The following is a 26,992-nucleotide window of genomic DNA, read 5'->3' as shown; positions in this document are numbered from 1 at the left end:
GTGTGGCATATGGGCACTACTGCCCGAGCAGCTCATTCATGGCGATGATTTGTTCAGCCACCTGGATCAGCTTCTGCTGACGGCTCATGGCCTGGCGGCGCATCAGCGTGTAAGCCTCTTGCTCGTTGCAACTGCGCATTCTTATCAGCATGCCCTTGGCCAACTCGATTCGCTTGCGTTCGACCAATTGCTGGTCGCGCGCCTGCAGCTGTGCCCGGATCGCCTGGTCACTTTCGAAACGGGCCATGGCTACATCGAGGATCGGTTTGAGGCGCTGCGCCTGAATGCCTTCAACGATATAGGCGCTGACGCCGGCGCGGATCGCCTGGCGCATGGCGTCTGGATTGTTGTCATCGGTGAACATGACGATTGGCCGCGGTTGATCGCGACTGACCACCACAACCTGTTCCATCACGTCTCGGCTGGGGGAGTCGGTGTCGATCAGGATCACATCGGGGCGAATCACCTCGACCCGCTCGGGCAGGTCGATGGTCAAGCCCGATTCTTCGATCACCTCCAAGCCTGCTTCTATCAGGGCGGCGCGTAGACGGCCAACCTTGCGTGGGGTGTCGTCAATCAGGAGGACGCGGAGCATGGCAGTCTCCCTCAGCAAGGTACGTGGCGCACGGCGGAATCCGCCAAGGCATGCAGGGCAAAACTACGGGCGTAGGCGGCCGGATCGCTCCCGTCCCAACGGCTGCCATCCATGAGCAGGGTGTTGCGCATGAGTGAATCCGGCAACGGGATGTTCAGCGCTGTTGCCGCATCGCGATAGAGGCTGGCCTGTTGCACGCTCTGCGCAACGGCCTGGTAGTCCGGGTCTTCACGCAGCAGGCCCCAGCGGCGCAGTTGGGTCATGAACCAGAGGCCGTCGGAATGGTAGGGCGCGTTGACTTCGCCATCACCGAAGAAGCGTAGCGGGTGGTGGTCCTGCCAAGTGTGGCCCAGCCCGTCCTCGTATTGGCCGAGGAAACGCGGCTCGATGGCCGCCACTGGTGCGTCGACATAGTCGCCGCCGGCGATCAGGCGTGCAGTGCTGCGGCGGTTTTCCTGGCTTTCATCGATGAAGCGGCTGGCCTCGAGGACGGCCATGACCAACGCGCGGGCGGTGTTGGGATACTCCTCGACAAAGCCACGAGTACAGCCCAGCACCTTTTCCGGATGGTCTGGCCAGATCGACTGGCTGGTGGCCAGCGTGAATCCCATGTCCTCTTGGATCGCCTGGGCCCCCCAGGGTTCGCCGGCACAGAAGCCGTCGATGCGTCGTGCTCGCATGTGCGCAACCATCTGAGAGGGTGGCACCACCAGGGTACGTACGTCGCTCAGCGGATGGATGCCGTGTGCTGCCAGCCAGTAATAGAGCCAGAGCGCATGGGTACCGGTGGGAAACGTCTGTGCCAGGACCAACTTTGCACCGCTTTTGCGCACGCGGCTGCTGAGTGCCTCCGGATCGGTCACGCCAGCAGCCTTGAGCGAGCTGGACAGGTTGATGCTCTGACCGTTCTGGGCCAGCGCCATAAGCACCGCCATGTCGACCGGTGCGCTGCCGCCGATGCCCAAGTGCACGGCATAAACCAGTCCGTACAGCGCATGGGCTGCATCGAGCTCACCCTCGATCAGCTTGTCGCGCAGGTTCGACCAGGATGTCTGCCGTTGCAGATTGAGCGTCAGGCCATAGGGTTGAGCGAAGCCTTGGGTGGCGGCGACGATCAGCGAGGCGGCATCGGTCAGGGGCATGAAGCCAAGGTTGACCACACGCTTTTCCGGTGCATCGCTGCCTGCGACCCAGGCCAGCGAATCGGATCGTAATGGGGTTCTGGAATAAATCATGCGGACGGGGCCCTTGACATAGGCGCCATCGCTGCGGGGAAGCAGCGGCTAGCGCGCTTTGAAATCATATGATTGCCAAAGCAAGCCATATGCCAAAGGAGGGCGCGCCAGCCCCATCAGTATCCAGATGGTGGCCGTAACTCACCATTCAACTGGTGAGCTTCATGTCGCCTGCGTGCAGCCCGCAGTTGCAGTTCGCTTCAGCGCGGGTACAGCGGCGGCAAGGCGCCTGTTTCCTGCTCGGTGGTTGCTGGGTGTGCAGTCGGCAGGTTCTGGATGGCCTGCCATAGCGCTTCGCCTTGCCAGCGCTGGCCGGTCTCGCTGTAGAGCGCGCCATTCAGCCCGTCAAGGGCATCGGAGAGCGGGATAAAGCGTGCGGCCATGTCCGCCAACGTTTCCGGTTGCTGGCGTGCCCAGGCATCAAGCGCGTGGCGGGTCGCCTGCGTGTCGTTGGCCAGACAGGCGCGTTTCAGGTCATCGAGCAGGCTGCGCGGGGTGGGACCGCTCTGTACCGTGCGGATCACCGCCGGCTGGCTGCGTGCGCGTAGCCACAGGCCGAATCCGAGCAGGGTGGTCAGAGCCAGCGCAGCGCTGCTTAGCTGCCACGGCCACAACAGGCGTGCTGGGAGCTGCGGCTGAGCGGCAGCGGAGTCTTCGATCGATGGTTGCTGGAGTTCGGGGTTTTCTGCCACTTGGAGTGGTCGTTCGGGCAGCGTGGTGCGCTCCAGCCGGTCCTCGGTTGTGTTCCACCAGACCAGTTGCACGGCAGGAAGCACGAAATCGCCGGCTCGCGTCGCCACGAGTGCCTCGCGTTGCTCGCGGCTGCCACTGACTCCGTTGTCGGTGACGGCATCGTTCAGGCTCGGTTGATCGGGATAGCGACGCAGGCCGGGCACGGACGGCGTCTCGATCGGCGGCAGTTGGGCGCTGGACAGACCGTCGGCCTTCACCAGCAGGCTGCGTGTCAGCGCCTCACCCAGCTGCGCGTCTTGCGGCTGCGGGCTCCAGGCTTCCACCAGTGTCAGGCTGGTTGCCGGAAGCCAGGGGGCGTCAGCGGGATAATCGGCCGGTTTCGGTTTGACGTGCAGCGGGATTTCGGGTGATTTGACCTGGGTGGATTTACCGAAGCGAGAGCCGTAGTAGTCACCGGTGGCGGCAACCGTGGTGGCGCTGAACAGCTGCGCGGGGATGGTCAGCGCTCCGCTCTGCTGGGGGAACAGTGCATAGCGGATCTCGATCACACCGTGGCGAATGCCGTTGATATCTTTTTCATAGGTGCGCGGTTCGCCGAGGCGTTCGACCAGCGCATTGTTCATCTGTAACGGCGAGAGCGTGCTGTCATCGTAGAGCGAAACGGAATGGTAGATGCGCAGCGTCAGCACCACCTGCGCTTGGACATAGACGCTGTCCTGATCGAGGCTGGCGTCGATGAATATCGGGGCCAGCTTGTCGCCGCCCTCGGCGCTGGATTCGCTGACGTTTAGGGTGATGGGTTCACTGCGCCAGTTGCCCAACTGCAGCGGTGGGATGATCACGTAGCCAGTCTGGCGAGGCTGAAGGGTGATCAGCCATTGGGTAACGGCTCGCGCCTCGCCGTTGCTGCCTGAGAGCTGGCTGACCTGGCGGGTGCCGAATACCTTGAAAAGGCTGTCGAGTGGTTGGAGGTCCGGTTTGCCGAACACCGTGGTGTCACCGGTCTCGAGGGTAAGCTCGACGGTTTCGTCCAGGCTCAGCTGAGTGCGGTCGACCCTGGCGATGAGTGACGTGGCGCTCGCCTGGCAAGCGAGCAGGAGCAGGAACACCAGTGTTGTTAGCCGCGTCATCGATTCATTCCTGGCGCTTGCGTTGTTCATAGAGAAACTTGCGGCGCAGCAATTCACCGGGATTGTCGGGAATCTTGCGTAGCCACTGATTCATCGCCTGTTCTTGCTCGGGATCGAGCGCCGCTTCGCCCGCCTGGGCAAGGGTCTCGCCGGTCTCGTTCTGCTCACCCGAATCGGTCGGCGTTTCGGCCGTTGCCTTGCTCGTGCCTTCATTGCTCTGGCCGGGCTCATCTTGCGTGGGGGGCTCGGTTGCTTGTGGTTGGGTGGCCGCCGAGTCTCCTGTCGACGGCCTCTGCTCGGTTTGCCCGGCATCGGGTGGCGCATCCTGAGAGGACTGGTCGTCCGCGCTCTGCTCCTGCTGCGCTTTTTGCTGGCGCAGGATCTCCTCGACGGTGGCCTTGTTGCGACGGGCCGACTCCAGCTCCGGGTCAAGCTCCAAGGCCTGATCATAGGCTTCGATGGCCGCTTCCAATTCTTGGTTGCGGGCCAGCGCGTTGCCGCGATTGTAGTGGTCCGCCGCGGTATCACCTTTGGCGAACTGCTCAGCGGCGCCAGCATAATCACCGGCTTGGTAACGGGCGTAGCCTTGCCACTGCGGATTGTCGAAACGTGCCGCCGCTTCGGCCGGGCGCTGGGATTCCAGCAGGCGCATGCCCTGTTGGTCCGGACGTAACCATAGATCCTGCATGCTCAGCGCGCTGGCCGGCTGCGGCATGAAGACAATGAGCGGCAGGCAGAATAGCCAGCCACGTCGCCCGGCGCACGCGGCGAGCAACAGCAGCGGTAACAACAGCCAGTGCCCCTGATCCAGCCAGGCGTTGAGTCGGGTAATGTCGTCCTTGGATACCTGTTCGCCGTTGCGTGCCAGCAGCCCCAGGGCATCGAAATCCGCGTCATCGAGTCGCGCCTGCTGATAGCGCCCCCCGACCTCGGCGGCAAAACGACGCAAGACGCCGTCATCCAATCTCGGGATCAGGATGGCGCCCTTATCGTCTTTCAGAAAGCGGCCATCCTCCTGGGCGATTGGAGCGCCTTGCTCGGTGCCTATACCGAGTATCAGCAATTGCATAGGGCTGTCGTCGAAAAGCGTGCCAATCGCGGTGCGCTCCTGTTCGCTCAGGCTGCTGCCGATCAGGAGTAACCGGCCGCGCCCGTTTGCGCCTCGTTCAAGGAGCTCGATGCCGTGCGCCACCGCCAGGTCCGCGCGGTGTCCGGGTTCGGGCATCAGGTCAGGCTGAAGCACGTCCAAAAGGTTCTGCGTCGTGGCGATATCGTTTGATAGCGGCACCAGGGTATGAGCGCTACCGGCGAACGCCACGACTGCCGTTTGGGCGTCCTGACGGGCTTGCAGCAGATCGAGAACCTTATGTTTGGCCTGCTCTAAGCGATTGGGACGCACATCGGTCGCCAGCATAGTGGACGTTGTATCCAGCAGTACCACCAGCGGGTCGGCACGTGACAGGCTCGGTTGTTCGACGTGCTGCCAACTCGGTCCCAGCAGCGCCAGGCAGGCGAGCATCCAGGCTGAGCCAAGCACCAGCCAGGGTCGTCTGCTGTTGCGCAGTTTGCCGCGGGTCAGCAATGCAGCATGGAAAGCCTCGGGTAACAGGCGCTGCCAGCGGCCGATCTGCCGTTGCCGATGCCAGAGCCGCCACAACAGCCAGATCGGCAGCGGCACGATCAACAGCCAGAACGGCCGGAGCAGGTGAGGCAGAAGTTCGATCATGGCTGTTTCCGGCGCCTGAAGAGGCGGGGCAGCGCGGCGTGCCAGAGATTGTTTGCGACCAGCATCAGGCTAATCAGCAACGCGGCCGATAGAGGCCAGACATAGAGCGCATCGGCAACGCGAGCCTGCGTCGGTTGCTGCGCAACCGGTTCGAGCTGGTCGAGCGTGGCACCGATGGCTTCTAGTTCGTTGCTCGAGCGTGCCCTGAAATATTCGCCACCGGTTTGCTCGGCGATCGCCCTCAGGGTCGGCTCGTCCAACTCTGCGCCGGTGTTGAAGCCAAAACGCTGGAGCACGCCGCCGGCTTCCGCATCGGCGCCAATGCCGATGGTATGTATCTTTATGCCTTCTCTTGCAGCCAGGCGGGCGGCTAGCAGGGGTTCTATTTCACCGCCATTGTTGGCGCCGTCAGTGATCAGCACCAGCACCCGGCTTTCTGCAGGTCGCTCACGCAGACGCTTCACCGCCAGGCCGATGGCGTCGCCGATGGCCGTGTTGCCGCCGGCGATGCCGATGACGGCCTCGTCGAGCCAGGTGCGCACGGTCTGCCGATCGAACGTCAGCGGTGCCTGCAGGTAGGCCTTGCTGCCAAATAGGATCAACCCGACGCGGTCGCCGCGGCGCTCTAGGATGAAGTCGCCAAGCAGATGCTTGACCAGCTCCAAGCGACTGACTTCGTCGCCCTGCCATTGCATGTCCGGATAATCCATAGATCCGGATACATCCACCGCCAACAGCAGATCGCGACCACTGGTGGGCAGCGGCAGGGGCTCGCCGAGCCATTGTGGCCGGGCGGCGGCGAACAGCAATAGAAGCCAGACCACCAGATACGGAAGCTGCTGGCGCCACGCGGGGAGGGCGACAGCGGCGCGGCGCCCGGCTAGCGATTCCAGTTCACCGAGAAAGCTGACCTTCAGGGCCGCGTCACCGCTGTCTGCAGCCGGCAACAGCCAGCGCAACACCCAGGGCAGCGGTAGCAGCAGAAAGATCCACGGCCAGGCCAGCTCAAACATGCTTGCGAATCCAGGTCTGCACTGCGTGCTCCAGACCCTGAATGGCCTTGTCATCCAGTCGGCATTCGGCGCGGTAGACCCCTTCGACAAGCACCATCCAGCGTGTCAAGCCGGCTGCCGGACAGCGGTTGTCGAGAAACGCCAGCCAGGCGCGGCCGCTGAGCGTGTGCGGATGATCGTCTGGATAGCGGGTGCGACAGAGGCGCTTGAGCACCGCATTGAGTTGTTGCAGCCACTGGTTGGCCGGTTGCCCCCCGTAGGGTCTGTTTAGCCGGGCGACTTCGTCCAGTGCGGTCTGTCGCTGAGGGTCGATCGCCACTTCGGTTTCGATTCTGGCTCGCTGTCGCTGCCAGGGACGCAAACGCAGCAGTAGAAAAATGCTGAGAATCAGCGCGGCCAGGAACCACCAGCCGGGCGCTGGCGGCCATCCGCTTATGGGGGCGGGGGCGATGAGGGGCTCGAGCTGATCGAGGGAGCTCATCGGTGCGCTCCGGGATGCTGCACGCTGAGGTGTTCACGCAGCTGGTCGATCAGATCCCGTTGGGTATCCAGTGGCATCAGCGGCAATCGCAGGCGATCGGCCAACCGCCGCCACCGAACCGTGCGGGCTTCTCCCTGGAGGCGGTAGGCCTTGCGGATGGCTGCATCGTGGCTGTCCAGCTCCAGTCGCGCGCCGAACTGGGCAAAGCGCAGCAGACCGGCAGCAGGCAAGGCGTGATCGAGGGGGTCGAAAACCGGGACCAGTAACAGGTCGACGTGGCGGGCAAGCAGGGTTAGCTGCTGTTCGGCTGCATCGCTCAGCGCGCGCTCGTCACAGATGATTACTGCCAGGCTGCCGGGGCGCAGCACTTCGCGGGCGCGTCTCAAGGCCAGGCCGAAGGCATCCGGATCGTTGTTCTGATCGGCGTTCAGCCCGGCATTGGCGCGGGTCAGGCGGTCAAGCAACTGCAGCAAGCTTTGCTTGCTGCGGCGGGGTTTGATCTCGTGATGTTCACCGTGTCCGAAGACCAGGCCGCCGACGCGGTCGTTGTGGCTCAGCGAGGCCCAGCCGACCAAGCTGGCAGCCTGAGCGGCAAGCACGGATTTGAAGGCCAGTCCACTGCCGAAGAACAGCCGCGGGCTTTGCTCTACGAGAATATAGATGGGACGTTCGCGCTCCTCGTGGAACAGCTTGGTGTGGGGTTCCTGGGTACGCGCCGTCACCCGCCAGTCGATGGTGCGGACGTCATCGCCGGCCTGGTAAATCCGTACCTGATCGAAATCCACTCCGCGCCCGCGAAGCTTGGAGTGATGCAGGCCAACCAACGGGCTGCGACGGTGCGGACTGGAGAACAAGGGCACCTCTCTGACCCGATGACGGATGTCGATCAGTTCGGCCAGGCTCACGTGAATCCCTGCGCCCGGCGAGGAGGGCTCATGGCCGCTGGCCGATGGGGAGGGTTGCATCAGGCCACCGCCACCACGTCGAGGATGCGTTGCAGCACTCGGTCTTGATCAATGCCAGCGGCTTCCGCTTCGAACGAAAGAATCAGGCGATGACGCAGCACGTCGAACAGCATGGCCTGAATGTCCTCCGGGCTCACGAAATCTCGCCCCGCCAACCAGGCGTGGGCGCGGGCACAGCGGTCCAGCGAGATCGAACCACGAGGACTGGCGCCGTAGGCGATCCAGCCGGCCAGCTCGGCATCAAACTTGGCCGGTGTGCGGGTCGCCATGACCAGCTGCACCAAGTATTCCTCTACTGCATCGGCCATGTACAGACCGAGGATTTCCTTGCGCGCAGCGAAGATGGCTTGCTGTGAGACGCGATGATCCGGCGGGGTCTCGCCGTGGATGGCCTCGCCACGGGCCTGCTGAAGAATGCGCCGCTCCACGGAGGCATCGGGGAACCCCAGCTTTACGTGCAACAGAAAGCGATCGAGCTGTGCTTCGGGCAAGGGGTAGGTGCCTTCTTGCTCGATGGGGTTCTGGGTGGCCATCACCAGAAACAGCGGCGACAGGTCATAAGTGCTGCGACCGACGCTGACCTGGCGCTCAGCCATGGCTTCGAGCAGCGCCGATTGGACTTTCGCTGGGGCGCGGTTGATCTCGTCGGCTAACACCAGGTTATGAAAGATTGGGCCCTGCTGAAAGACGAAGCTGCCGGTTTCCGGGCGGTAGATCTCCGTGCCAGTAATATCGGCCGGCAGCAGGTCTGGCGTGAACTGGATGCGGTGGAATTCGGCCTCGATGCCACCGGCCAGCTCCTTGATCGCTCGGGTCTTAGCCAGGCCCGGGGCGCCTTCAACGAGCAAATGACCGTCGGCCAGCAACGCAATCAGCAGTCGCTCGATCAGCCGTTCCTGGCCAAGAATCTGGGTTGAAAGAAACTGTCGCAACGCGACTATTGCTTCACGGTGGTCCATCGCTGAGCTCTTCTGAGGGGCGTGTCTGGGCGGGCGCTCGACAGTCACGACTTTAATTCATTTGCCGAGCGACAGGCTATGCGCGGTTCGGCAACTTCATCACGCCGAAGGGATGCTGATGACGCATCAGAGCGGGGTGGATGCGTCGCCGTCACGTTGCAAGAATTTAAATGTGACGGCTCAGTAACTGGCGTCGCCAGACAAGGGTAGGGCCGCGTTGATGCAATCCCTGCCTGCTGAACTAACGTTGAACTTAAACGTTGCGGGGCCGGTCAGGTCCCCCGACTGCCCTAGTCGAATCCCAAGCCAGAATGGAGCGAACAAATGGCGTTCTTTACAGCTGCCAGCAAAGCCGACTTTCAGCAACAACTGCAAGTGGCCCTGGCGCAGCATGTCGACGAGAAACTCCTGCCACAAGTGGGACTTTTCGCCGAGCAATTCTTCGGAATTGTCGCGCTACCCGAGCTTACCCAGCGACGCATGACCGATCTGGTCGGCTCGACACTGGCCAGTTGGCGCCTGCTGGAGCGTTTCGATCCGGGCAGTCCGGAAGTTCACGTATTCAATCCTGACTATGAGAAGCACGGGTGGCAATCGACCCATAGCGTGGTCGAGGTGTTGCATCCGGATATGCCGTTCCTGGTCGATTCGGTCCGGATGGAGCTGACCCGTCGCGGCTACGCGATCCACACGTTGCAGAACAGTGTATTGCAAGTTCGCCGGGACGCCGATGGCAGCCTGCTCGAGCTCCTGCCTAAAGGAATCGCCGCGGAGGATAGCAGCGCCGAGTCGTTGATTTTCGTCGAGATAGACCGCTGCGCCAGTGCCGCTGCCTTGCGCGAGCTGGAGCTGTCGCTGCATGGCGTGCTCGCCGATGTGCGAATCACCGTGAATGATTTCCCATCGATGAAAGCCAAGGCCGAGGAGCATCATGCTCGGCTGAGCGCTTCACAGCAGCACGCCCAAGCCAGTGAGGGGCAACTGGCTGAAATCATGGATTTCATGCGTTGGCTCGCCGACGATCACTTCACGTTCCTCGGCTATGAGGAATTCACGGTGGTGGATCAAGGTGAGGGTGGCCGCATCGTCTATGACGAGTCATCACTGCTGGGGTTATCGCGCACGTTGCGTACCGGGCTCGAAGAAAGTGACCAGCTGATCATGCCGCCGGCACTGGCCTACCTGCGTCAGCCTCTGCTGCTGTCGTTCGCCAAGGCGGCGACACCCAGTAGGGTTCATCGGCCGGCCTATCCCGATTTCGTCTCCATCCGCGAATTCGACGAACAGGGGCATGTGGTCAAGGAATGTCGCTTTCTCGGTCTGTTCACATCCTCCGTCTATACCCAGAGCGTGCGTCGAATCCCGTACATCCGCAGCAAGGTTGCGGAGGTTGTGGAACGCTCCCATTTCGAAGACTCGGCGCACCTGGCCAAGGAACTGATTCAGGTGCTCGAAGTGCTGCCGCGCGACGAGTTGTTCCAGATGACGATCGATCAGCTTTTCGATACCGCGATCGCCATTGTGCAAATCCAGGAGCGCAACAAGCTGCGGCTGTTTCTGCGCATCGATCCTTATGGCCGCTTCTGCTATTGCTTGGCCTACGTCCCGCGCGACAGCTATTCGACCGAGACGCGGTTGCGGATTCAGCAGGTCTTGGTCGATCGGCTGGAAGCCAGCGACTGCGAGTTTTCCACTTACTTCTCCGAATCCGTACTGATTCGCGTGCAGTTCCTGTTGCGTCTGGATCCGAACAAGCAGGTGCAATTCGATCCGGTGCAGCTGGAGCGGGAAGTCGTGCAGGCTTGTCGAACTTGGCAGGATGACTATTCCAGCGTAGTAATCGAACGCTTTGGTGAAGCCCAGGGCACCGGCATCCTCGCCGACTTCCCCAAGGGGTTCCCGGCCGGCTACCGCGAACGTTTCGCCCCGCATTCGGCCGCGGTGGACATGCAACATGTGCTCAGCCTGAGCGAAGATCGGCCGTTGGTGATGAGTTTTTATCAGCCGATCACGGCGGCTGAAAATCGCCTGCACTGCAAGCTGTATCACTTGAATACGCCGCTGCCCTTATCGGACATGCTGCCTATCCTGGAGAACCTCGGCTTGCGCGTGCTCGGGGAGTTTCCGTTCCACCTGCGGCACAAGGACGGGCGCGAATACTGGATTCATGATTTCGCCTTCACCTATGCCGAAGGTCTCGAAATCGATCTGATGGAAATCAACGAGCCGTTGCAGGATGCGTTTATTCACATCCATAACGGTCAGGCGGAAAACGACGCCTTCAACCGATTGGTATTGACCGCAGGACTGACCTGGCGCGAAGTAGCGTTATTGAGGGCGTACGGTCGCTATCTCAAGCAGATTCGTGTGGGCTTCGACCTGGGCTACATCGCCAGCGCACTGCTCAACCACACCGATATTGCCCGCGAGCTGGTGCGCCTGTTTAAAACGCGCTTCTATCTGGCGCGCAAGCTCGGCGAAGAAGATTTGGCGGACAAGCAGGCGCGGCTCGAGCAGGCGATCATTGCGGCTCTGGATGATGTCGCAGTGCTCAACGAGGACCGCATCCTGCGGCGCTATCTCGCGCTGATCAAGGCGACGCTGCGGACCAACTTCTACCAGGCCGACGCCAGCGGCAAACCGAAGAGTTATTTCAGCTTCAAGCTCGATCCGCGGTCGATCCCGGAAATGCCGCGCCCGGCCCCTAAGTTTGAGATTTTCGTCTACTCACCTCGGGTCGAAGGCGTGCATTTGCGTGGCGGCAAGGTGGCGCGCGGCGGGCTGCGCTGGTCTGATCGTGAAGAGGATTACCGCACCGAAGTGCTGGGCCTGGTGAAGGCTCAGCAAGTGAAAAACGCCATCATCGTACCCGGCGGTGCCAAGGGCGGCTTCGTACCGCGTCGGCTGCCGACCAGCGGTTCGCGTGATGAGGTACTGGCCGAGGGCATCGCGTGCTACCGGATATTCATCAGCGGGTTGCTGGATATCACCGATAACCTGAAGGATGGCAAGGTCGTTCCGCCGGTCAATGTGCTGCGCTACGACGAAGACGATCCTTACCTTGTGGTGGCCGCCGACAAGGGCACCGCGACCTTCTCCGACATCGCCAACGGCATCGCCGCCGAGTACGACTTTTGGTTGGGTGATGCGTTTGCCTCCGGTGGCTCTGCGGGTTACGACCATAAGAAGATGGGCATTACCGCCAAGGGCGCCTGGGTCTCGGTGCAGCGCCACTTCCGCGAACGCGGCATAGACGTTCAGCGCGACCATGTCAGCGTGATCGGCATCGGTGACATGGCCGGTGATGTCTTCGGTAATGGCTTGCTGATGTCCGAAACCCTTCAGCTGGTGGCCGCGTTTAACCACTTGCACATTTTCATCGACCCTGACCCGGATGCAGCGCGCAGCTTCATCGAGCGTAAACGTTTATTCGATCTGCCGCGCTCATCCTGGGCCGACTACGATGCTTCTCTGATCTCCGCCGGTGGTGGAGTCTTCTCTCGCTCGGCCAAACGCATCGAGATCACCCCGCAGATGAAGGCTCGGTTCGATATCGAAGCGGACCAGCTCACCCCAGCCGAGCTGATCCATGCGTTGCTCAAGGCTCCGGTGGATTTGCTCTGGAACGGCGGCATCGGCACCTACGTCAAGAGCAGCCTGGAGAGCCATGCGGATGCGGGAGATAAGGCCAACGACGTGCTGCGCGTCAATGGCAACGAAGTACGGGCGAAGGTAATCGGCGAGGGCGGTAATCTTGGGATCACCCAGCTGGGCCGGGTCGAATACTGTCTGCATGGCGGTGCGGCGAATACCGATTTCATCGATAACGCCGGCGGGGTCAACTGCTCCGATCATGAAGTGAACATCAAGATCCTGCTCAACGAGATCGTGGGTGCCGGCGACATGACGGGCAAGCAGCGCAATCAGTTGCTGTTTGAGATGACCGACGCGGTAGCCGAGCTGGTGCTGCATGACAACTACAAGCAGACCCAGGCGCTGTCGCAGGCGGAGCACCGAGCTCGCGAGGGCGGAGGGGAGTACAAGCGCCTGATTAACGCGCTCGAGTCCGATGGGCTGCTGGATCGCGCCCTCGAGTTCCTGCCCAGCGACGAAGCCTTGGCCGAGCGCGCGAACCTGGGCAAGGGCCTGACGCGCGCAGAGCTATCGGTTTTGATCTCGTACAGCAAGATCGATCTGAAAGAAGCGCTGCTGCAATCCCGCGTGCCGGACGATGCCTACCTCGCGCGGGAAATGGAAAGCGCGTTCCCACAGCTGTTGGCCGAGCAGTATCGCGAGGCGATGCTGCAACATCGCCTCAAGCGCGAGATCGTCAGTACGCAGATTGCCAACGACCTGATCAACAACATGGGCCTGACCTTCGTCCAGCGGCTCCGAGAGGCCACAGGCGTGAGCGCTGCGAACGTTGCCGGCGCCTATGTGATCGTTCGCGATGTGTTCCACCTGCCGCATTGGTTCCGCCAGATCGAGGCGCTGGATTACAAAGTGCCGGCGCAATTGCAGCTCAATCTCATGGAAGAGCTTATGAGGCTGGGCCGCCGCGCGACTCGCTGGTTCCTGCGTAACCGACGTAACGAACTGGACGCGGCGCGTGATGTCGGGCATTTCGGGCCGCGTGTTGCGGCACTTGGTTTGAAACTCGATGCGCTGCTGCAAGGTGGTACGCGGGAGCTCTGGCAGGCCCGTTACGAACGTTACACCGAGGCAGGCGTTCCCGAGCTGCTGGCGCGAATGGTGGCGGGCACCAATCACCTGTACACGCTGTTGCCGATTCTCGAAGCGGCAGATGAAACCGGTCAGCCACCGGCTGAAGTGGCCGCGGCTTATTTCGCCGTTGGCGGGGCGCTGGAGCTGCCTTGGTATCTGCAACTGATCACCGGGCTTCCGGTCGAGAATAACTGGCAGGCGCTGGCGCGGGAGAGCTTCCGTGACGACCTCGACGGCCAGCAGCGTGCTATCACCGTGTCGGTGCTGCAGATGAGCGACGCACCTGAAGATCTGGATGCTCGGGTTCAGCTTTGGCTGGAACAACGGGAATATCAGGTCGAGCGGTGGCGTCGGATGCTGGTCGAGTTGCGCAGTGCCAGCAGCGTCGATTATGCGATGTACGCCGTCGCCGGGCGCGAGCTCCAGGATCTGGCGCTGGACAGCGCACGGCGTTAGTGCGGGATCGGCCGCCGGGTAACTCTGGCGGCTGCGGATTGAAAAACGCCGGTGCTTTTGCACCGGCGTTTTTCATTCAGCTGTCGGTTATGCTGCTAGGCATGCGCACCGTTGGCCGTTGGTATGCGAGCTGGCAGATCCGAATCAATCCGCGCAGGCCATCCGGTTACCGAGGCGGAATCGGGTGATCTGTGGCAGGTCGTGCAGGTAGCGAACCATGTCCGGTGCACCGGCGAACTTGAGACCTTCGCCAAGGGCGTTGGCAGCGGGCTGTCGCTTGTCCAGCAGGAGCAGTTCGGAGTTGTTGGCGTTGCGCAATAGCGTCAAGCGCGCGTAAGGAATCTTCGCATCGAGCAGTAAACTCATGAATTCACGATCATCCCAGGCCTGTGCCGGCATGGTTACGGCGTGGTATTCATTATCGAGAGCATGCAATCCACCTGCGTCGAGTCGATAGTCGATCAGCTCGCAGGGCAGGTTTACTTCAAGCCCACGCAGTCGGGCATAAGCGATGGCGCAGGCGAAGGCTTCTGCATGGTGCTCGCCCGACCAGTAAATGCGTTCGCCGAGCCAGCTGGCCTGGCGAAGCTCGATGAGTGCCTGGCTCTGGAAATCGGGCAGGGCTGCAGTGATGGTCCGCACGAAATCGTTGTAGCTGATTACGCGTAACTGACGGCAGGCCTGGGTGGCGGCAAAGGCTTCGAATGTCGGATAGGTCGTTCCATCGGCGCTCTGGCCTCCGAGGCCGTCGATCTGCCGTAGATCGAGCGCTGAGTGGTTGCTTTGCTCCTGGCGCACAAGCCGGGTCAGGGCGGCGCGAGCTCTGGCTTTGTCTTCCTGAATCGGACCGGAAAGCGCGCTTCTGGGCAGGTCGACGAATCGCTGCAGGCAGGGCCCGTCGTGCCAGAAGATGCTTGGCGTCGACTCGGAGAGCGGAGCGAAGGGCAAGCGGATCTGACTGGCGCGCTCAAGAATCTGGCGCGGCGATCTGCCGCTCAATCCAAGGCGTTGGGCAAATCTGGCGATTCGGGAAGTCACGGGCGGCATCGGCTCGGGCAAGCTCATCATTGTGGATGAACGCGTAGGGCAAGGGTCGAAGTGTGGCAGAGCCGACGGTGCTGTGCACCGAGTTTGCCGAGCTTTTGTTCATAGATGACAGTTTTTGACACCTTCGGTGTGCCATTGGAAGAGTGTCGGTATGGCAAAATCGCTGTGCTGATCATTGAGGAGCCTCCATGCCAAGCCTCGTGCTGGATATCGTGCTGCCCGCCGAAAAACTGCTGGCGGTTTATCAAGGGCGCGCCAATCGTATCCTGATCAAGAGCCGGGAAGGGACGAGCGTCAGCTTGCCGGCACATCATCTGCGACCCTTTCTGACAATGGCCGGCGTGTTTGGTTCATTCGAATTGGAGTTTTCTCAAGAGGGCAAGCTAATTCGATTGCGCCGGCTCGATTAGGGGTTTCGATCCGTAGTGATACGACAACAAGGTTTGGCTCTACCCTCTGAGCATACCGCCTGCCTGCTATACTCCCGCGCCACACTTTCCAGGATTTAGGCTGCGTATGTATAACCTGGCCCGCCAGTTGCTGTTCAAGTTCACGCCCGAGACTTCCCATGAGCTGTCGCTCGATCTAATCGGCGCGGGCGGCCGTCTGGGACTTAACGCCATGTTGAATAAGGCCCCAGCCAATTTGCCGGTGCGGGTGATGGGGCTGGATTTCGCCAACCCGGTGGGCTTGGCAGCCGGACTGGATAAGAACGGCGAGGCGATCTGCGGCATGTCTCAGTTGGGTTTCGGCTTTGTTGAAGTAGGCACAGTGACCCCCAGGCCACAGCCAGGTAATCCGAAACCGCGCATCTTCCGCCTTCCCGAAGCCCAAGCCATCATCAACCGCATGGGATTCAACAACCATGGCGTGGATGCGCTGCTGGAGCGGGTCGATGCGGCTCGTTTCAAAGGCATTCTGGGCATCAATATTGGTAAGAACTTCGACACGCCGGTCGAGCGTGCTCAAGATGACTATCTATTGTGCCTGGACAAGGTCTATCACCAAGCGAGCTATGTCACCGTAAACGTCAGCTCGCCGAATACCCCAGGGCTGCGCAGTCTGCAATTCGGCGACTCGCTCAAGCAGTTGCTCGGCGCGCTCGGTCAGCGCCGTGAAGATCTAGAAGTGCTGCATGGCAAGCGTGTGCCGTTGGCAATCAAGATCGCGCCGGACATGACTGATGAGGAAATCGTGTTAGTTGCTGAGGCGGTCTTCCAGGCCGGGATGGACGCCATCATCGCGACCAACACGACGCTGGGGCGAGAAGGCGTTGCGGGGCTTGCTCATGCCGACGAAACTGGAGGGCTTTCAGGTGCTCCGGTGCGCGAGAAGAGTACTCATACCGTCAGGATACTGGCTGAAACGCTGTCCGGTCGCCTGCCCATCATCGCCGTTGGCGGCATCACGGAAGGGCGAAATGCGGCGGAAAAGATCGAGGCAGGGGCGAGTCTGGTGCAGCTGTATACCGGTTTCATTTATAAGGGGCCGGCATTGATCCGTGAGGCGGTGGATGCCATCGCTGCGTTGCAGTCTCGGAAGGATATGAATCGCTGATCTGTTTCCCGGTGGGGCTCCCTGAGGGAGCCCCGGGCTTCAAGCCCGCCGCCCGGGTGGGGCGTGCCAGTTGAAGTCGGTGTGATCGTATCAGCCGACCGCGTGAAGTTCGTTCAGTCGATGAAGACCGGCCGCGCCAGTCAGACCATCCCAGTTGTCGCCGCGACCCTCCCGCCAGCCGTTAATCCAGGCTTGGCGCACCTCCGGATGAGAAAAGGGACATAGATCGCGAGATTTACCGTGTATGCCATGCTGATAACCGCGTAGAAATGCTCGTTCCATCGGATCACGCTTGAGTCTTCTCATTGGGTATTGCCCTCAGTGGTTGACTGGTGTTCCTGTTGACCTCATGGCGAGATCGGCAGATAGACTGCCAGCGAAGCCCGCTGCCGGCGTGGCGGGGTTCTACCAGCATCGTTGCGATGCCGGACTGAGTCGAGTTCTAACCCAATGGCTCCGAGGCGGGAATGATCGTTTTGTCATAAGCAAGTAATCAAACCGTAGTGCTGCCCATAAGGCACGCGAGACGCGCTCTCGCGGTGTCTATCACCCGCTCTGTTGCGTCTGCTTCTCGACGAGAACAGTCGAGCCGCGCAAATATCGAAACGAGATCCGAAATGGCACGCCCAAACGGATCGAACAATTCTGGACATGCCATGACTGATCGCCACGAACTTATCCTCACCTGCCCCAAGGGGCTCGAAGGCCTGTTGCTTGAAGAAGCCGTCGGGCTCGGCCTCGAGGAGGCCCGTGAGCAAACCGCCGCGATCCGCGGGTTCGCCGGCATGGAGGTCGCCTATCGGCTGTGCCTGTGGTCGCGTCTGGCCAATCGGGTGCTTCTGGTGATCAATCGTTTCGCTACGGTAAATGCCGAAACGCTATATGAGGGGGTTCAGCAGGTCGATTGGTCGGAACACCTCGAGGCGACTGGCAGTCTGGCAGTCGAATTCAGCGGTCACGGATCGGGTATCGACAATACTCACTTCGGCGCGCTCAAGGTCAAGGATGCGATCGTCGATCGCCTCCGCACGGCCACAGGCGAGCGGCCCAGTGTCGACAAGCTTAATCCGGACCTTCGTGTTCACCTGCGTCTGGACCGCGGGCAGGCGGTCCTGTCCCTGGATCTCTCGGGTCACAGCCTGCACCAACGCGGCTACCGTCTTCAACAGGGCGCGGCGCCGTTGAAGGAGAACCTCGCAGCGGCCGTGCTGATTCGTGCTGGCTGGCCTCGCATCGCTGCTGCGGGTGGCGCGCTGACGGACCCTATGTGCGGCGTGGGCACCTTCCTCGTCGAAGGCGCCATGATCGCGGCCGACATCGCACCCAATTTGCGCCGTGAGCGCTGGGGCTTCAGCGCCTGGCTCGGGCACGTTCCGGCATTGTGGAATCGACTACATGCTGAAGCGCAGGCGCGTGCCGAGGCGGGGCTGGCCCGGCAGCCCCTATGGATACGGGGTTACGAGGCGGACCCGCGATTGATCCAGCCGGCCAAGAACAATATCGAACGTGCCGGCTTGGCGAGCTGGATCCGTGTGTATCAGGGCGACGTTGCGACCTTCGAGCCGCGGCCCGACCAGAACCAGAAGGGACTGGTGATTTGCAACCCACCTTACGGCGAGCGTCTGGGCGATGAGGCGAGCCTGGTCTATCTGTACCAGAACCTGGGTGAGCGCCTGCGGCAGGCCTGCCTCGGTTGGGAGGCGGCGGTTCTAACCTCCGCACCCGACCTCGGCAAGCGCATGGGCATCCGCAGCCACAAGCAATACGCCTTCTGGAACGGCGCGCTGCCGTGCAAGCTGCTGCTTATCAAGGTCGAACTGGATCAGTTCGTCACAGGCCAACGCACGGCGCCCGCTGAGCGCCAGTCCGAAGAGAAGCCCGCCGTAGAGCTGGCGCGCCTCAGTGAAGGCGGACAAATGTTTGCCAACCGGCTGCGGAAGAATCTGAAGCTGCTCGGCAAATGGGCTCGCAAGGAAGATATCCAGTGCTATCGGCTATACGACGCCGACATGCCTGAATATGCCTTGGCCATCGACCTGTATGGCGACTGGGTGCATGTTCAGGAGTACGCTCCGCCACGCTCGATCGATCCGGAAAAGGCCCAGGCGCGCCTGTACGATGCCTTGGGTGCGATTCCCCAGGCGTTGGGCATCGCGCGCGAGCGCGTGGTAGTCAAGCGGCGCGAGCGCCAGAGCGGAACGCGCCAGTATGAGCGCCAGGCCAGTCAGGGCGAGTTTCTTGAGGTCAGGGAGGGTGACGTCAAGCTTCTGGTAAACCTCACCGATTATCTCGACACCGGGCTGTTTCTCGACCATCGCGCGATGCGCCTGCGCATCGCGCGGGAAGCGGCCGGCAAGCGCTTTCTGAACCTGTATTGCTACACCGCGACCGCCACGGTGCATGCGGCCAAGGGCGGCGCTCGCAGCACAACCAGCGTTGACCTATCGAAAACCTACCTGGACTGGGCTCGGCGAAATCTGGCGCTGAATGGCCTGTCCGATCGGCAACGTCTGGAACAGGCCGATGTGATGACCTGGCTGGAAGAGGACCGGGGCGAATACGACCTGATTTTCATCGACCCGCCGACGTTCTCAAACTCGAAGCGCATGGAGGGCGTTTTCGACGTCCAGCGTGATCATATTGCCTTGCTCGACCTGGCAATGGCGCGATTGGCCGCGGGCGGTACGCTGTATTTTTCCAACAACTTCCGCAAGTTCGTGCTGGACCTTGGCATCGCCGAACGCTACGCCGTCGAGGAAATCACCGGTGCCACACTGGACGAGGACTTCCGGCGCAACAGCAAGATTCATCGCGCCTGGAAACTGCAAGCGCGCTGATGGCGGTCCGGTGGAGGGCGCGGTTGATACGTCGTGCTGTGGCGATAAGCAGCGGGGCGGCGCGCTCCCGGTAGAGGAGCGGCTGGCTAACCGGTGCCGACGCCTCCCAGTCATCGGCACCTTTAAAAGCTAGCGTTGTGCCGTGCTTTCGTTCCCTGGGCGGTTGTAGAGGCTTACCAGCACCTGATCCAACACCGAGGAGGCGCCCCACGGACGCGGATGGTTGAGAATTGCAACGACTGCCCAGGTGTTGCCATCGTTATCACGGCTATAACCGGCAATTGCCCGCACTGTGTTCAGGGTCCCGGTCTTGATATGCGCCTTACCGGCAACACCGGTGTTGCGTAGACGCTTGCGCATGGTGCCGTCCACCGCTGCGAGCGGCATCGATGAAATGAACTCCGCCGCGTAGGGGCTCTGCCAGGCCGCCTGCAGCAAGCTGGCCAATTCCCGCGCGCTGACGCGTTCGGCGCGCGACAGGCCCGAACCGTTCTCGATAACTAGATGCGGTGATATCAATCCTTTTTTCGCCAGCCATTGGCGAATCACTCGCTGCGCGGCCATGGAGTCGTCGGCATCCGCTTCGTTGCGAAACTCTGCTCCCAGGCTGAGGAAGAGCTGCCGCGCCATGGTGTTGTTGCTGTACTTGTTGATGTCGCGAATGATCTCGACCAGGTCCGGCGAATAGGCGCGAGCGATCATTCGCGCTTCCTTGGGCACCGGGGCGACTCGATCGTTGCCGAGAATACTACCGCCCAGCTCTTTCCAGATTGCGCGGACGGCGCCAGCGGCATAGCGCTGATGGTCGAGAAGGGATAGGTAGGTTTGGCCGCTGCATCCGGCCGCCAGCTTGCCGCTCACCACAACGGTAACGCCTTCTGCGTCCTCGATCGGGTTGTAGCGTATGTCAGGCCAGCCCGGGCATTTGGCTTTTGGCAAGGCCTGGATGCGATTGTCGACGCGAACCGTGGCGATTGGCGGCTCGACCACTACGTTCACCTTGCCGTTATCGTTGCGGGCGATGAAGCGAAGCGCCTTGAGGTTGACCAGCAGAGAATCGGGGCCGACCAGGAAGGGCTTGTTTTTATCATTGCCGTCATCATCGAATATTGGCAGCGACGGTTGCACGAAGTGGCTGCGGTCGAGAATCAGGTCACCGGTTACGGTCTGAACGCCATTGGCGCGCAGATCGCGCAGCAACAGCCAGAGCTTTTCCATGTTGAGCTTGGGATCACCGCCCCCTTTAAGGTAGAGGTTGCCATTCAGCGTGCCATTCTCGATGGGTCCGTCAGCATGGAATTCCGTTTTCCATTGATGATTAGGGCCAAGCAACTCCAGCGCCGCATAGGTGGTGACCAGCTTCATGGTCGAGGCAGGATTCACCGACACGTCGGCGTTCACGAAGGTCGGCGACGCGCTGCTGTTAAGTGGCAACATGACGACGGACAATGCGCTGCTCTCAATCTTGTTCGCCTTAAGCGCCTGTGCAACGCGGGGTGGTAGGGTCTGATTGACCGTTTCAGCAAAGGTCGAAAATGCCAGCGGCAATGTCAGCGTGGCGATGGCGACACGGCCAATGAATGTGCGGATGACTCTGCCCTGATCGGTTGCGGCAGACAGACTGAAAATCAATGACATGAAAGTTCCCTACAGCGTTCAGGGAAGAATGGCGGGCCATTATGCCCACGTCCGAGAAGTGACGTACTTCTCATCCGACAAGCGTAGTCGGCGAATCCGATACCCTGCAAAAGAACCCGACAGTTGCCGTTGTTTTCAACGGATCGGCCAACAGACCGACGCCTGTAATCGCACAAGCGCGGCGTTGCTGTTAGAGTGCGCGCCGTTATCACGTTAGAAAAAGGACCGATTCAATGGCTACCAATCGCTCGCGTCGCTTGCGCAAGAAACTCTGTGTCGACGAATTCCAAGAATTGGGCTTCGAAGTCAACTTGACCTACCGTGACGGTCTTGATGCCAAGGCAGTGGACGAGTTCCTCGAGGCCTTTCTGAACGAGGCCATCGAAGCCAACGGTTTGGGCTACATCGGTGGTGAGGATTACGGTTTCGTATGCCTGGCCAGCCGTGGTTCGGTCAACGACGAGCAGCGCGGTCAGGTCGAGGCGTGGCTCAATGGGCGCAACGAGCTTGCCGAGTTCAACGTAAGCCCGTTGATGGACGTCTGGTATCCGGAAAACGAGATCAACGCTAAGGCGTGATCGAGTCGTTCCTGTCCTGATCGGTTGCGGCTGTTTGTCCGGATTTGCGCGATGCAATCCGGGCGATCAGCCGACGTAGCAAATGCATTAGCAACGTGACGGTCAGCGCCACGCCCACGCCGATAGCCGCGTTGATCAGGCGTAATTGCGGTAATTCCCAATCTTGCGCCAGGGTCTCGGCCAGCAGCACGAAGCTCAGCGTTGTCTGCAGGACGAAAAGCCCGTAGTGATGTGCCTGGAATGCCCGACTGAGCATCACTAGCGGCAGCATGATCATCACCATCACCGGCGGATCGGCCAGGCTATGGCCCATGTAGATCAACATCGCCGCTGCACAGAAAATACCGATGCCGGCTTGCAGGGCGCGGACGAGGCTAAGTTGTAGGTCCATCTGCAACGTGGTGAATACCGCTAATGTCAGCCAATAACCTCGTGGGAGCCCGGCCAGGTTTACGATCAGGCCGCCGGCCGCAGCGGCCAACATGTAAGCCAATGCGTGCAGACGCCATTGACGGATTGGCGTACGCCGCGCGCGACGACGCAATACTTTGACCAGGCTGAGCACTCGAGGCATGTATGGCCACATGCGCAAGCCATGCATGCCGCGTAACCCGAAGGCCAGCAAGGTGACCCACAGGCCCCCCAGCGCAAACAGCGCGGCAATCGCCTGCGGATTATTGAAGTCGCCTATGCCATGCTGACCCTGGCCAAGGCACAAGCAAATGGCCAGGCCGATTCCGAGCTTGCCCGCCTCGCTGCCATAGCGTTGCAGCCATGCCAGTAACAGGCCATAGAAAGCGAATAGGCCTAGGCTGATCAAGGGGTGGGTCGCTGACCAGAAGCCGAGGCCGGCGCTACCGGCACCAAGACCTATCAGCAACAACATTCGCAGCATGCCGAGGCGGTGAAGCGGGTTGGCCTTGGCCGCCTGGAATGCGCCGACCGTCGCCCAGAGAAAGCCGGCATGGCCACTGAAAAGCCCGAGCAGAAGCGGTAACGCACAGCCCAGGCCGGCGACGGTCGCCGCGCCCCAAGCCGGGCGGCCAGGTTGCCAACCGATGAGCTTCCACAACGGCTTCTTCATCTGGATCACGTCGGGCTCGAGCGTCCGGTCATTTCACCAGCCATCTCGGTCGCGTAGCTGTCGGTCATGCCGGCGATGAAGTCGATCATTCGCACAAAGGATTGATACAGTGGCCAGTCGGGATTCGGCGCATTGCTGCCGAGCAGGTCGAGTATGCGGCGGTTCTTGAATGACGGTGTACGTCCGCCGTGTTGCTCCAGCGCAGCACCACAGAAAGCGTTGAGTAATATCTCAAGTGTGGTGTAGGCGCCGATTTCGTGCAGCGTCTTGCGTTTGTCCTGAAAGATTTTCTCCCGCGCCATAGCCTTGGCTTGCACCACGCATTGTTTGGCTGGGCCATGCATATGCTCGACCAGATCTCCGGCCAGGTTGCCCGCCAATAATGCCTGCTGCTGCTCAACGAAGGCGCGCGCAGCTGCATTGGTGAGATGCTCGATGGCCTTTCCTCTGAGAATCGCCAGTTTGCGTCGGCGCGAATCCCGGGGGCCGAGCTGCCGATAGGTTTCTGGTAGGTCGTCGCCCACGAGGTTCAGCAGGAGGGCCTCGACTTCGGAATAATCGAGCAGATCCATCTCAAGACCGTCCTCAAGATCGATGAGGCCGTAGCAGATATCGTCAGCTGCTTCCATCAGATAGACCAAGGGATGGCGCGCCCAGCGTTGCTCGTCCAGCTTTGGCAGTCCGAGTTTGGAGGCGATCTGTTCAAGCAGCGATAGCTCGCTCTGGTAACAGCCGAACTTGTGCTTCTTGTAGCCGAGCGCCTCAGCATGACGCGACGTCCACGGATATTTCAGGTAGGTGCCAAGCGTTGCATAGGTAAGCCGGGTGCCGCCGTCGAACTGGTGGTATTCGAGCTGCGTAAGTACTCTGAATCCTTGAGCGTTACCCTCGAAATTAAGAAAGTCGGCTCGCTCGGCATCGCTCATGTCATCTAGCCAGCCACGCCCGGCAGCCTGTTGAAACCAATGGCGAATGGCGTCCTCACCCGAATGCCCGAACGGCGGATTACCGATGTCATGGGCGAGGCAGGCGGACTGAATGATCATTCCAAGGTCGGCCGGATTGCACCATTCCGGCATATCGTCGCGCAGCACTTCGCCCACGCGCATGCCGAGCGAGCGCCCGACGCAACTGACCTCCAATGAGTGGGTGAGGCGTGTGTGGATGTGATCGTTGCTGGAAACCGGATGTACCTGGGTCTTGCGTCCAAGCCGGCGAAAAGCACCGGAAAAGATGATTCTGTCGTGGTCCTTGTGGAAAGGACTTCGACCGAGTTCTTCATTGCTGTGAACAGATTTTCCGAGCCGTTCGCGGTTTAGCAGGGTATGCCAATCCAAAGAGCAATCTCCTGATGTCGCCAGTTGCGGCCGGTTTGCCGGTTCAGTAGCGTGGCCGACAGCGGACGCGGCGGCGAGTCCTTTTTACGCTTCGTGCGCATAATGTCAGCCTACAGCACCTGCTGATCATTAGGCATGCACAATGTCGCATGGACTGGCCGTCAGCTGCGTCCGCTACATGTCGGCTTATCGTAGGCTAGTGGCGAAGCCTGCGAACAACCGGGTACAGCAGGAGGCCTAGCCGGGCGAGTTTGCCTACCTTGCCGAGGCGACGACCGAAGAAGGTCAGTGCCAGGGTTGTCGCGATCATCAGCGGTCCCTTCGGCACATGATGCTCGGAAGCGGCACTGCGATTCGCGACCATCCCCTTGATCCGCTGGAATGGATGGGCGAGCGGCTGCGAATGATAAAGCAGTTGTTGGCGATTCATCTCCATGCGCAACCGGACCAGGTCCTTGCGCATGGCTAAATCGCTGGAGCTACTAAGGGGAAGGCTCATGGCAATAAACGCTCCCTATTGCGGGCCAGTTCTTCTACTGTCGCCTGGAAAGGCGAAGCACTCTCCTTGGCGAGGCGGATTGCGCGGCTGATGCATACCGCAAGGACAGCGCCGTATAGCACACAGAGCACCAGAATTGCCGCGATAGGGTTGCTGTCCCAGAAGGCAATCACAATCGCGGCTGAGAGTCCTACCAGAATCAACAGCCCGAGTATCAGGCTGATACTGGCGAGTAGAAAGAGCTTGAACACCCGCGCTCGTTCTTCCTGAATTTCGATTCCGACCAGTTCCAGATGCCCTTGTACGAGGCCGGCAAGCGCACTACCCATCTTCTTGATGGAGGGCGCTGTGGCTTCGTCGGCGTGCTTGGTTTCCATTGGATCCATTCCCCACATCAGCGGCGGGTGATCAAGCCGAAGAGAAAACCGACACCTGCTGCGATACCGATCGATTGCCATGGATGCGTATGAACGTACTCTTCAGTGCACTGAATAGCCGCCTGGCTTTGCTCGCGCAACGAGCCTTCCTGCTCCTTGAGCATTTGACGAGCGCGGCTCAGATTGGCGTTGATCTTGCCGCGTAGCTCTTCAGTCTGGGTACCGGCGGTGTCCTGCGTATGTTTGAGCAGGCGCTCGGTATCGCCGATCAGCGTATGGAACTCTTCGATGAGCGCATTCTGCGCGGCCTGAAGGTTGCGGCGATGTGCTGATTTATCGAACAGTGGTGCGGTGGTTCCCGTCGTTCCCGTCGTTGCGTCGGGAATCGGGGTGTTGTCGCTGGTGCCGAAAGTCGATTCGGTAGACATCTGCAGCTCCTCTTGAATTCTCCAGGGACGACAGGTCCCAGTGCCTAGAGTTTCGAGCATGCTGTTAGCACAAGGTTCCCGCTTCGTTTGAGTCGATTTGCTGACCCTAACGTTTATCTCGTGCGCCAGCCTTCGTATGGCTTCGCGAAATGGTAATGCGCAGAAAAGAAAAAACCCGCCGAAGCGGGCTTTCTCATCTACTGCACTTGCATGCCGTAGCCGCTATTACATCAGCGGGATCGTGTAGCTGACGATGAAACGAGTCTGATCGACCTCGCGACCTTCGCCACGGTAGGTACCGTTACGCAGTTTGACACCCAGGTTCTTCAGGGCGCCGCTCTGCATGACATAACCGATGTCGGTGTCGCGCTCCCACTCGCTGCCGTTGCCGGCGCCGGTGCCGGTGTCCGTGCCTTTCAGGTAACGCGTCATGAAGGTCAGACCTGGAACGCCCATAGCGGCGAAGTTGTAGTCGTAGCGGAGCTGCCACGACGTTTCGTCCGGATCGGCGAAGGTCGGGTCGATCATTACATAGTTGACCAGGAACGCGTCGCCGCCAGCGATGTAGGGGTAGCCGGTGTTACCGCTCATGTCCTGATAGGCTGCACCGAATGCATGGCCACCCAGGCTGTAGGTGAACATGGCACCGAAGGCTTTGTTGTCGACATTGGTGTTGCCGTCGTCAGTGGAATGGGCGTAACGGATGTCGCTCTTGAACGATTGCTTTTCGCCCAGCGGCAGCACGTGAACCAAGTTGAAAATGTGCTGCTTGTAGTTCTTGTCGAGATTGCCGTAGTCGTAAGAAGTAGTCAGTTGCTTGTTCCACTGATACTTCAGACCGGCGAAATCGAACTTATCGGAGGCTACACCACCAGTACTACCCGCACTGGACATTCCAAGATCAGCAAAACCGGCTTCGCTGCGGGAGCTTGTTTCGGTCATCCGGCCAAGGTTGACGGTTAGGCCGTCAATTTCCTGAGAAGTTAACATGCCACCGCGGAAAGTCTGTGGCAGCAGACGTGAGTCGCTCGGCAGAATGGTCGGCAGCTTTGGAATCATCTCGCCGACTTTCAGCGTGCTCTTGGAGATACGCGCTTTTGCAGCACCGCCAATACGTCCGTAGTCGTCCGGTGCATAGCCATCATCATTGGTGGGCAGAAGGCCGGTGCCGGTGCGATCTGGGCTGGAGTCGAGCTTCAGACCCAACAGGCCGATCGCGTCGACGCCGAAACCGACGGAGCCCTCAGTAAAGCCCGATTCATACTTGAGGATAAAGCCCTGTCCCCACTCTTCGAGTTTGGACTGCGAGGCGCCGTCTTGACGGTTGTCACCGTTGAAGTAGAAGTTACGCAGTTCCAGGTTGGCTTTGCTGTCTTCGATAAATGCAGCCTGAGCCATGGTTGGAATGGCCAGTGTTGCTCCCAGAGTGGCTAGGGCCACGCCCCGGGCGATTGGGGTCTTGAGCATTTCTTATTTCTCCTCGTTGGATGATGCTCTGAAGTCGCTCTTACGGCGCCATGCAATTAAGCACTACATAGATATATAAGCCCTTAGACTTTAGTCTTTGAGGCTTATAGGGAAGCGTCAGCTGAATCGCTCGGCAGTTGTGTTTACTTCAATCCGATGCAGGCA

General features: G+C 60.5%; 22 protein-coding genes. 5 read left to right on the top strand and 17 right to left on the bottom strand.

Features of this window, described 5'->3' with window-relative positions:
- Positions 1–16: 16 nt before the first annotated feature.
- The 8 genes from H3028_RS18830 to H3028_RS18795 form a co-directional block, all read right to left on the bottom strand.
- Positions 17–595 carry an ANTAR domain-containing response regulator gene (locus H3028_RS18830; RefSeq protein ID WP_181298751.1) on the bottom strand — a complete coding sequence of 193 codons (579 nt, stop codon included), beginning with the start codon at positions 593–595 and terminating at the stop codon, positions 17–19.
- A gap of 11 nt (positions 596–606) precedes the next feature.
- On the bottom strand, positions 607–1,830 hold the full coding sequence (locus H3028_RS18825; protein ID WP_181298750.1) for a CmpA/NrtA family ABC transporter substrate-binding protein: 1,224 nt from the start codon (positions 1,828–1,830) through the stop codon (positions 607–609).
- Between the two features lie 200 nt (positions 1,831–2,030).
- Positions 2,031–3,653, bottom strand: coding sequence for a BatD family protein (locus H3028_RS18820; RefSeq protein WP_181298749.1), 1,623 nt, complete (start codon positions 3,651–3,653; stop codon positions 2,031–2,033).
- A 4-nt stretch (positions 3,654–3,657) separates the two neighbouring features.
- Complete coding sequence (locus tag H3028_RS18815; RefSeq protein ID WP_181298748.1) at positions 3,658–5,379, bottom strand: VWA domain-containing protein; 1,722 nt, start codon at positions 5,377–5,379, stop codon at positions 3,658–3,660.
- Positions 5,376–6,392 carry a VWA domain-containing protein gene (locus H3028_RS18810; protein WP_181298747.1) on the bottom strand — a complete coding sequence of 339 codons (1,017 nt, stop codon included), beginning with the start codon at positions 6,390–6,392 and terminating at the stop codon, positions 5,376–5,378. Before H3028_RS18810 ends, H3028_RS18815 begins: the two co-directional genes overlap by 4 nt.
- The gene (locus tag H3028_RS18805) at positions 6,385–6,873 is read right to left on the bottom strand and encodes a DUF4381 domain-containing protein (RefSeq protein ID WP_181298746.1); all 489 of its coding nucleotides are present in this window, start codon (positions 6,871–6,873) and stop codon (positions 6,385–6,387) included. Before H3028_RS18805 ends, H3028_RS18810 begins: the two co-directional genes overlap by 8 nt.
- Positions 6,870–7,838: a DUF58 domain-containing protein gene (locus H3028_RS18800; protein ID WP_181298745.1), complete on the bottom strand. Its 969-nt coding sequence runs from the start codon at positions 7,836–7,838 to the stop codon at positions 6,870–6,872. The genes H3028_RS18805 and H3028_RS18800 overlap by 4 nt, the downstream gene beginning before the upstream one ends.
- Positions 7,838–8,797, bottom strand: coding sequence for a MoxR family ATPase (locus H3028_RS18795; protein ID WP_181298744.1), 960 nt, complete (start codon positions 8,795–8,797; stop codon positions 7,838–7,840). Before H3028_RS18795 ends, H3028_RS18800 begins: the two co-directional genes overlap by 1 nt.
- 324 nt (positions 8,798–9,121) lie before the next feature.
- Between H3028_RS18795 and H3028_RS18790 the strand changes: the two genes are divergently transcribed.
- Entirely contained in the window at positions 9,122–13,978 is a 4,857-nt protein-coding gene (locus H3028_RS18790) for an NAD-glutamate dehydrogenase (protein WP_181298743.1), read from the top strand.
- A 144-nt stretch (positions 13,979–14,122) separates the two neighbouring features.
- Here the strand turns inward: H3028_RS18790 and H3028_RS18785 are convergent, their stop codons facing one another.
- Positions 14,123–15,046, bottom strand: a complete 924-nt coding sequence (locus H3028_RS18785; protein ID WP_181298742.1) for a DUF6685 family protein — start codon at positions 15,044–15,046, stop codon at positions 14,123–14,125.
- A gap of 167 nt (positions 15,047–15,213) precedes the next feature.
- Between H3028_RS18785 and H3028_RS18780 the strand changes: the two genes are divergently transcribed.
- Positions 15,214–15,435 carry a DUF2835 domain-containing protein gene (locus H3028_RS18780; RefSeq protein WP_181298741.1) on the top strand — a complete coding sequence of 74 codons (222 nt, stop codon included), beginning with the start codon at positions 15,214–15,216 and terminating at the stop codon, positions 15,433–15,435.
- Between the two features lie 106 nt (positions 15,436–15,541).
- Positions 15,542–16,582, top strand: coding sequence for a quinone-dependent dihydroorotate dehydrogenase (locus tag H3028_RS18775; RefSeq protein WP_181298740.1), 1,041 nt, complete (start codon positions 15,542–15,544; stop codon positions 16,580–16,582).
- A 90-nt stretch (positions 16,583–16,672) separates the two neighbouring features.
- Here the strand turns inward: H3028_RS18775 and rmf are convergent, their stop codons facing one another.
- Positions 16,673–16,888: a ribosome modulation factor gene (gene rmf, locus H3028_RS18770; protein ID WP_021207445.1), complete on the bottom strand. Its 216-nt coding sequence runs from the start codon at positions 16,886–16,888 to the stop codon at positions 16,673–16,675.
- 350 nt (positions 16,889–17,238) lie between these two features.
- On the opposite strand from rmf, the gene rlmKL reads away from it, so the two are divergent.
- Positions 17,239–19,419 (top strand): bifunctional 23S rRNA (guanine(2069)-N(7))-methyltransferase RlmK/23S rRNA (guanine(2445)-N(2))-methyltransferase RlmL, encoded by a 2,181-nt coding sequence (gene rlmKL, locus H3028_RS18765; RefSeq protein ID WP_181298739.1) that lies wholly within the window; start codon positions 17,239–17,241, stop codon positions 19,417–19,419.
- 129 nt (positions 19,420–19,548) lie between these two features.
- On the opposite strand, the gene dacB is transcribed toward rlmKL, so the two are convergent.
- On the bottom strand, positions 19,549–21,057 hold the full coding sequence (gene dacB / locus H3028_RS18760; protein ID WP_181298738.1) for a D-alanyl-D-alanine carboxypeptidase/D-alanyl-D-alanine-endopeptidase: 1,509 nt from the start codon (positions 21,055–21,057) through the stop codon (positions 19,549–19,551).
- 233 nt (positions 21,058–21,290) lie between these two features.
- Between dacB and H3028_RS18755 the strand changes: the two genes are divergently transcribed.
- On the top strand, positions 21,291–21,635 hold the full coding sequence (locus tag H3028_RS18755; protein WP_181298737.1) for a YggL family protein: 345 nt from the start codon (positions 21,291–21,293) through the stop codon (positions 21,633–21,635).
- Here the strand turns inward: H3028_RS18755 and H3028_RS18750 are convergent.
- From H3028_RS18750 to H3028_RS18725, 6 genes are all read right to left on the bottom strand, one after another.
- Positions 21,625–22,719, bottom strand: a complete 1,095-nt coding sequence (locus H3028_RS18750; RefSeq protein ID WP_181298801.1) for an FUSC family protein — start codon at positions 22,717–22,719, stop codon at positions 21,625–21,627. The two genes, H3028_RS18755 and H3028_RS18750, sit on opposite strands and share 11 nt — an antisense overlap.
- Before the next feature lie 5 nt (positions 22,720–22,724).
- On the bottom strand, positions 22,725–24,056 hold the full coding sequence (locus tag H3028_RS18745) for a deoxyguanosinetriphosphate triphosphohydrolase (RefSeq protein ID WP_168424806.1): 1,332 nt from the start codon (positions 24,054–24,056) through the stop codon (positions 22,725–22,727).
- Positions 24,057–24,252: 196 nt separating this feature from the next.
- Positions 24,253–24,555 carry a hypothetical protein gene (locus H3028_RS18740; protein ID WP_181298736.1) on the bottom strand — a complete coding sequence of 101 codons (303 nt, stop codon included), beginning with the start codon at positions 24,553–24,555 and terminating at the stop codon, positions 24,253–24,255.
- Positions 24,552–24,932: a phage holin family protein gene (locus tag H3028_RS18735; RefSeq protein ID WP_181298735.1), complete on the bottom strand. Its 381-nt coding sequence runs from the start codon at positions 24,930–24,932 to the stop codon at positions 24,552–24,554. The genes H3028_RS18740 and H3028_RS18735 overlap by 4 nt, the downstream gene beginning before the upstream one ends.
- 17 nt (positions 24,933–24,949) lie before the next feature.
- On the bottom strand, positions 24,950–25,360 hold the full coding sequence (locus H3028_RS18730) for a YqjD family protein (RefSeq protein ID WP_181298734.1): 411 nt from the start codon (positions 25,358–25,360) through the stop codon (positions 24,950–24,952).
- 225 nt (positions 25,361–25,585) lie between these two features.
- Positions 25,586–26,827 carry an OprD family porin gene (locus tag H3028_RS18725; protein ID WP_181298733.1) on the bottom strand — a complete coding sequence of 414 codons (1,242 nt, stop codon included), beginning with the start codon at positions 26,825–26,827 and terminating at the stop codon, positions 25,586–25,588.
- Positions 26,828–26,992: the final 165 nt, after the last annotated feature.

Origin of the sequence: Pseudomonas sp. Q2-TVG4-2 (genome assembly GCF_013620795.1) — a bacterium.
Classification (GTDB): domain Bacteria; phylum Pseudomonadota; class Gammaproteobacteria; order Pseudomonadales; family Pseudomonadaceae; genus Stutzerimonas.
This window is presented reverse-complemented; position numbering and strand designations above follow the sequence as displayed.

Coding starts and splice junctions, on each gene's coding strand:
- H3028_RS18830 (WP_181298751.1), bottom strand. CDS start 595: ATGCTCCGCGTCCTCCTGATTGACGACACCCCACGCAAGGTTGGCCGT.
- H3028_RS18825 (WP_181298750.1), bottom strand. CDS start 1,830: ATGATTTATTCCAGAACCCCATTACGATCCGATTCGCTGGCCTGGGTC.
- H3028_RS18820 (WP_181298749.1), bottom strand. CDS start 3,653: ATGACGCGGCTAACAACACTGGTGTTCCTGCTCCTGCTCGCTTGCCAG.
- H3028_RS18815 (WP_181298748.1), bottom strand. CDS start 5,379: ATGATCGAACTTCTGCCTCACCTGCTCCGGCCGTTCTGGCTGTTGATC.
- H3028_RS18810 (WP_181298747.1), bottom strand. CDS start 6,392: ATGTTTGAGCTGGCCTGGCCGTGGATCTTTCTGCTGCTACCGCTGCCC.
- H3028_RS18805 (WP_181298746.1), bottom strand. CDS start 6,873: ATGAGCTCCCTCGATCAGCTCGAGCCCCTCATCGCCCCCGCCCCCATA.
- H3028_RS18800 (WP_181298745.1), bottom strand. CDS start 7,838: ATGCAACCCTCCCCATCGGCCAGCGGCCATGAGCCCTCCTCGCCGGGC.
- H3028_RS18795 (WP_181298744.1), bottom strand. CDS start 8,797: ATGGACCACCGTGAAGCAATAGTCGCGTTGCGACAGTTTCTTTCAACC.
- H3028_RS18790 (WP_181298743.1), top strand. CDS start 9,122: ATGGCGTTCTTTACAGCTGCCAGCAAAGCCGACTTTCAGCAACAACTG.
- H3028_RS18785 (WP_181298742.1), bottom strand. CDS start 15,046: ATGATGAGCTTGCCCGAGCCGATGCCGCCCGTGACTTCCCGAATCGCC.
- H3028_RS18780 (WP_181298741.1), top strand. CDS start 15,214: ATGCCAAGCCTCGTGCTGGATATCGTGCTGCCCGCCGAAAAACTGCTG.
- H3028_RS18775 (WP_181298740.1), top strand. CDS start 15,542: ATGTATAACCTGGCCCGCCAGTTGCTGTTCAAGTTCACGCCCGAGACT.
- rmf (WP_021207445.1), bottom strand. CDS start 16,888: ATGAGAAGACTCAAGCGTGATCCGATGGAACGAGCATTTCTACGCGGT.
- rlmKL (WP_181298739.1), top strand. CDS start 17,239: ATGACTGATCGCCACGAACTTATCCTCACCTGCCCCAAGGGGCTCGAA.
- dacB (WP_181298738.1), bottom strand. CDS start 21,057: ATGTCATTGATTTTCAGTCTGTCTGCCGCAACCGATCAGGGCAGAGTC.
- H3028_RS18755 (WP_181298737.1), top strand. CDS start 21,291: ATGGCTACCAATCGCTCGCGTCGCTTGCGCAAGAAACTCTGTGTCGAC.
- H3028_RS18750 (WP_181298801.1), bottom strand. CDS start 22,719: ATGAAGAAGCCGTTGTGGAAGCTCATCGGTTGGCAACCTGGCCGCCCG.
- H3028_RS18740 (WP_181298736.1), bottom strand. CDS start 24,555: ATGAGCCTTCCCCTTAGTAGCTCCAGCGATTTAGCCATGCGCAAGGAC.
- H3028_RS18735 (WP_181298735.1), bottom strand. CDS start 24,932: ATGGAAACCAAGCACGCCGACGAAGCCACAGCGCCCTCCATCAAGAAG.
- H3028_RS18730 (WP_181298734.1), bottom strand. CDS start 25,360: ATGTCTACCGAATCGACTTTCGGCACCAGCGACAACACCCCGATTCCC.
- H3028_RS18725 (WP_181298733.1), bottom strand. CDS start 26,827: ATGCTCAAGACCCCAATCGCCCGGGGCGTGGCCCTAGCCACTCTGGGA.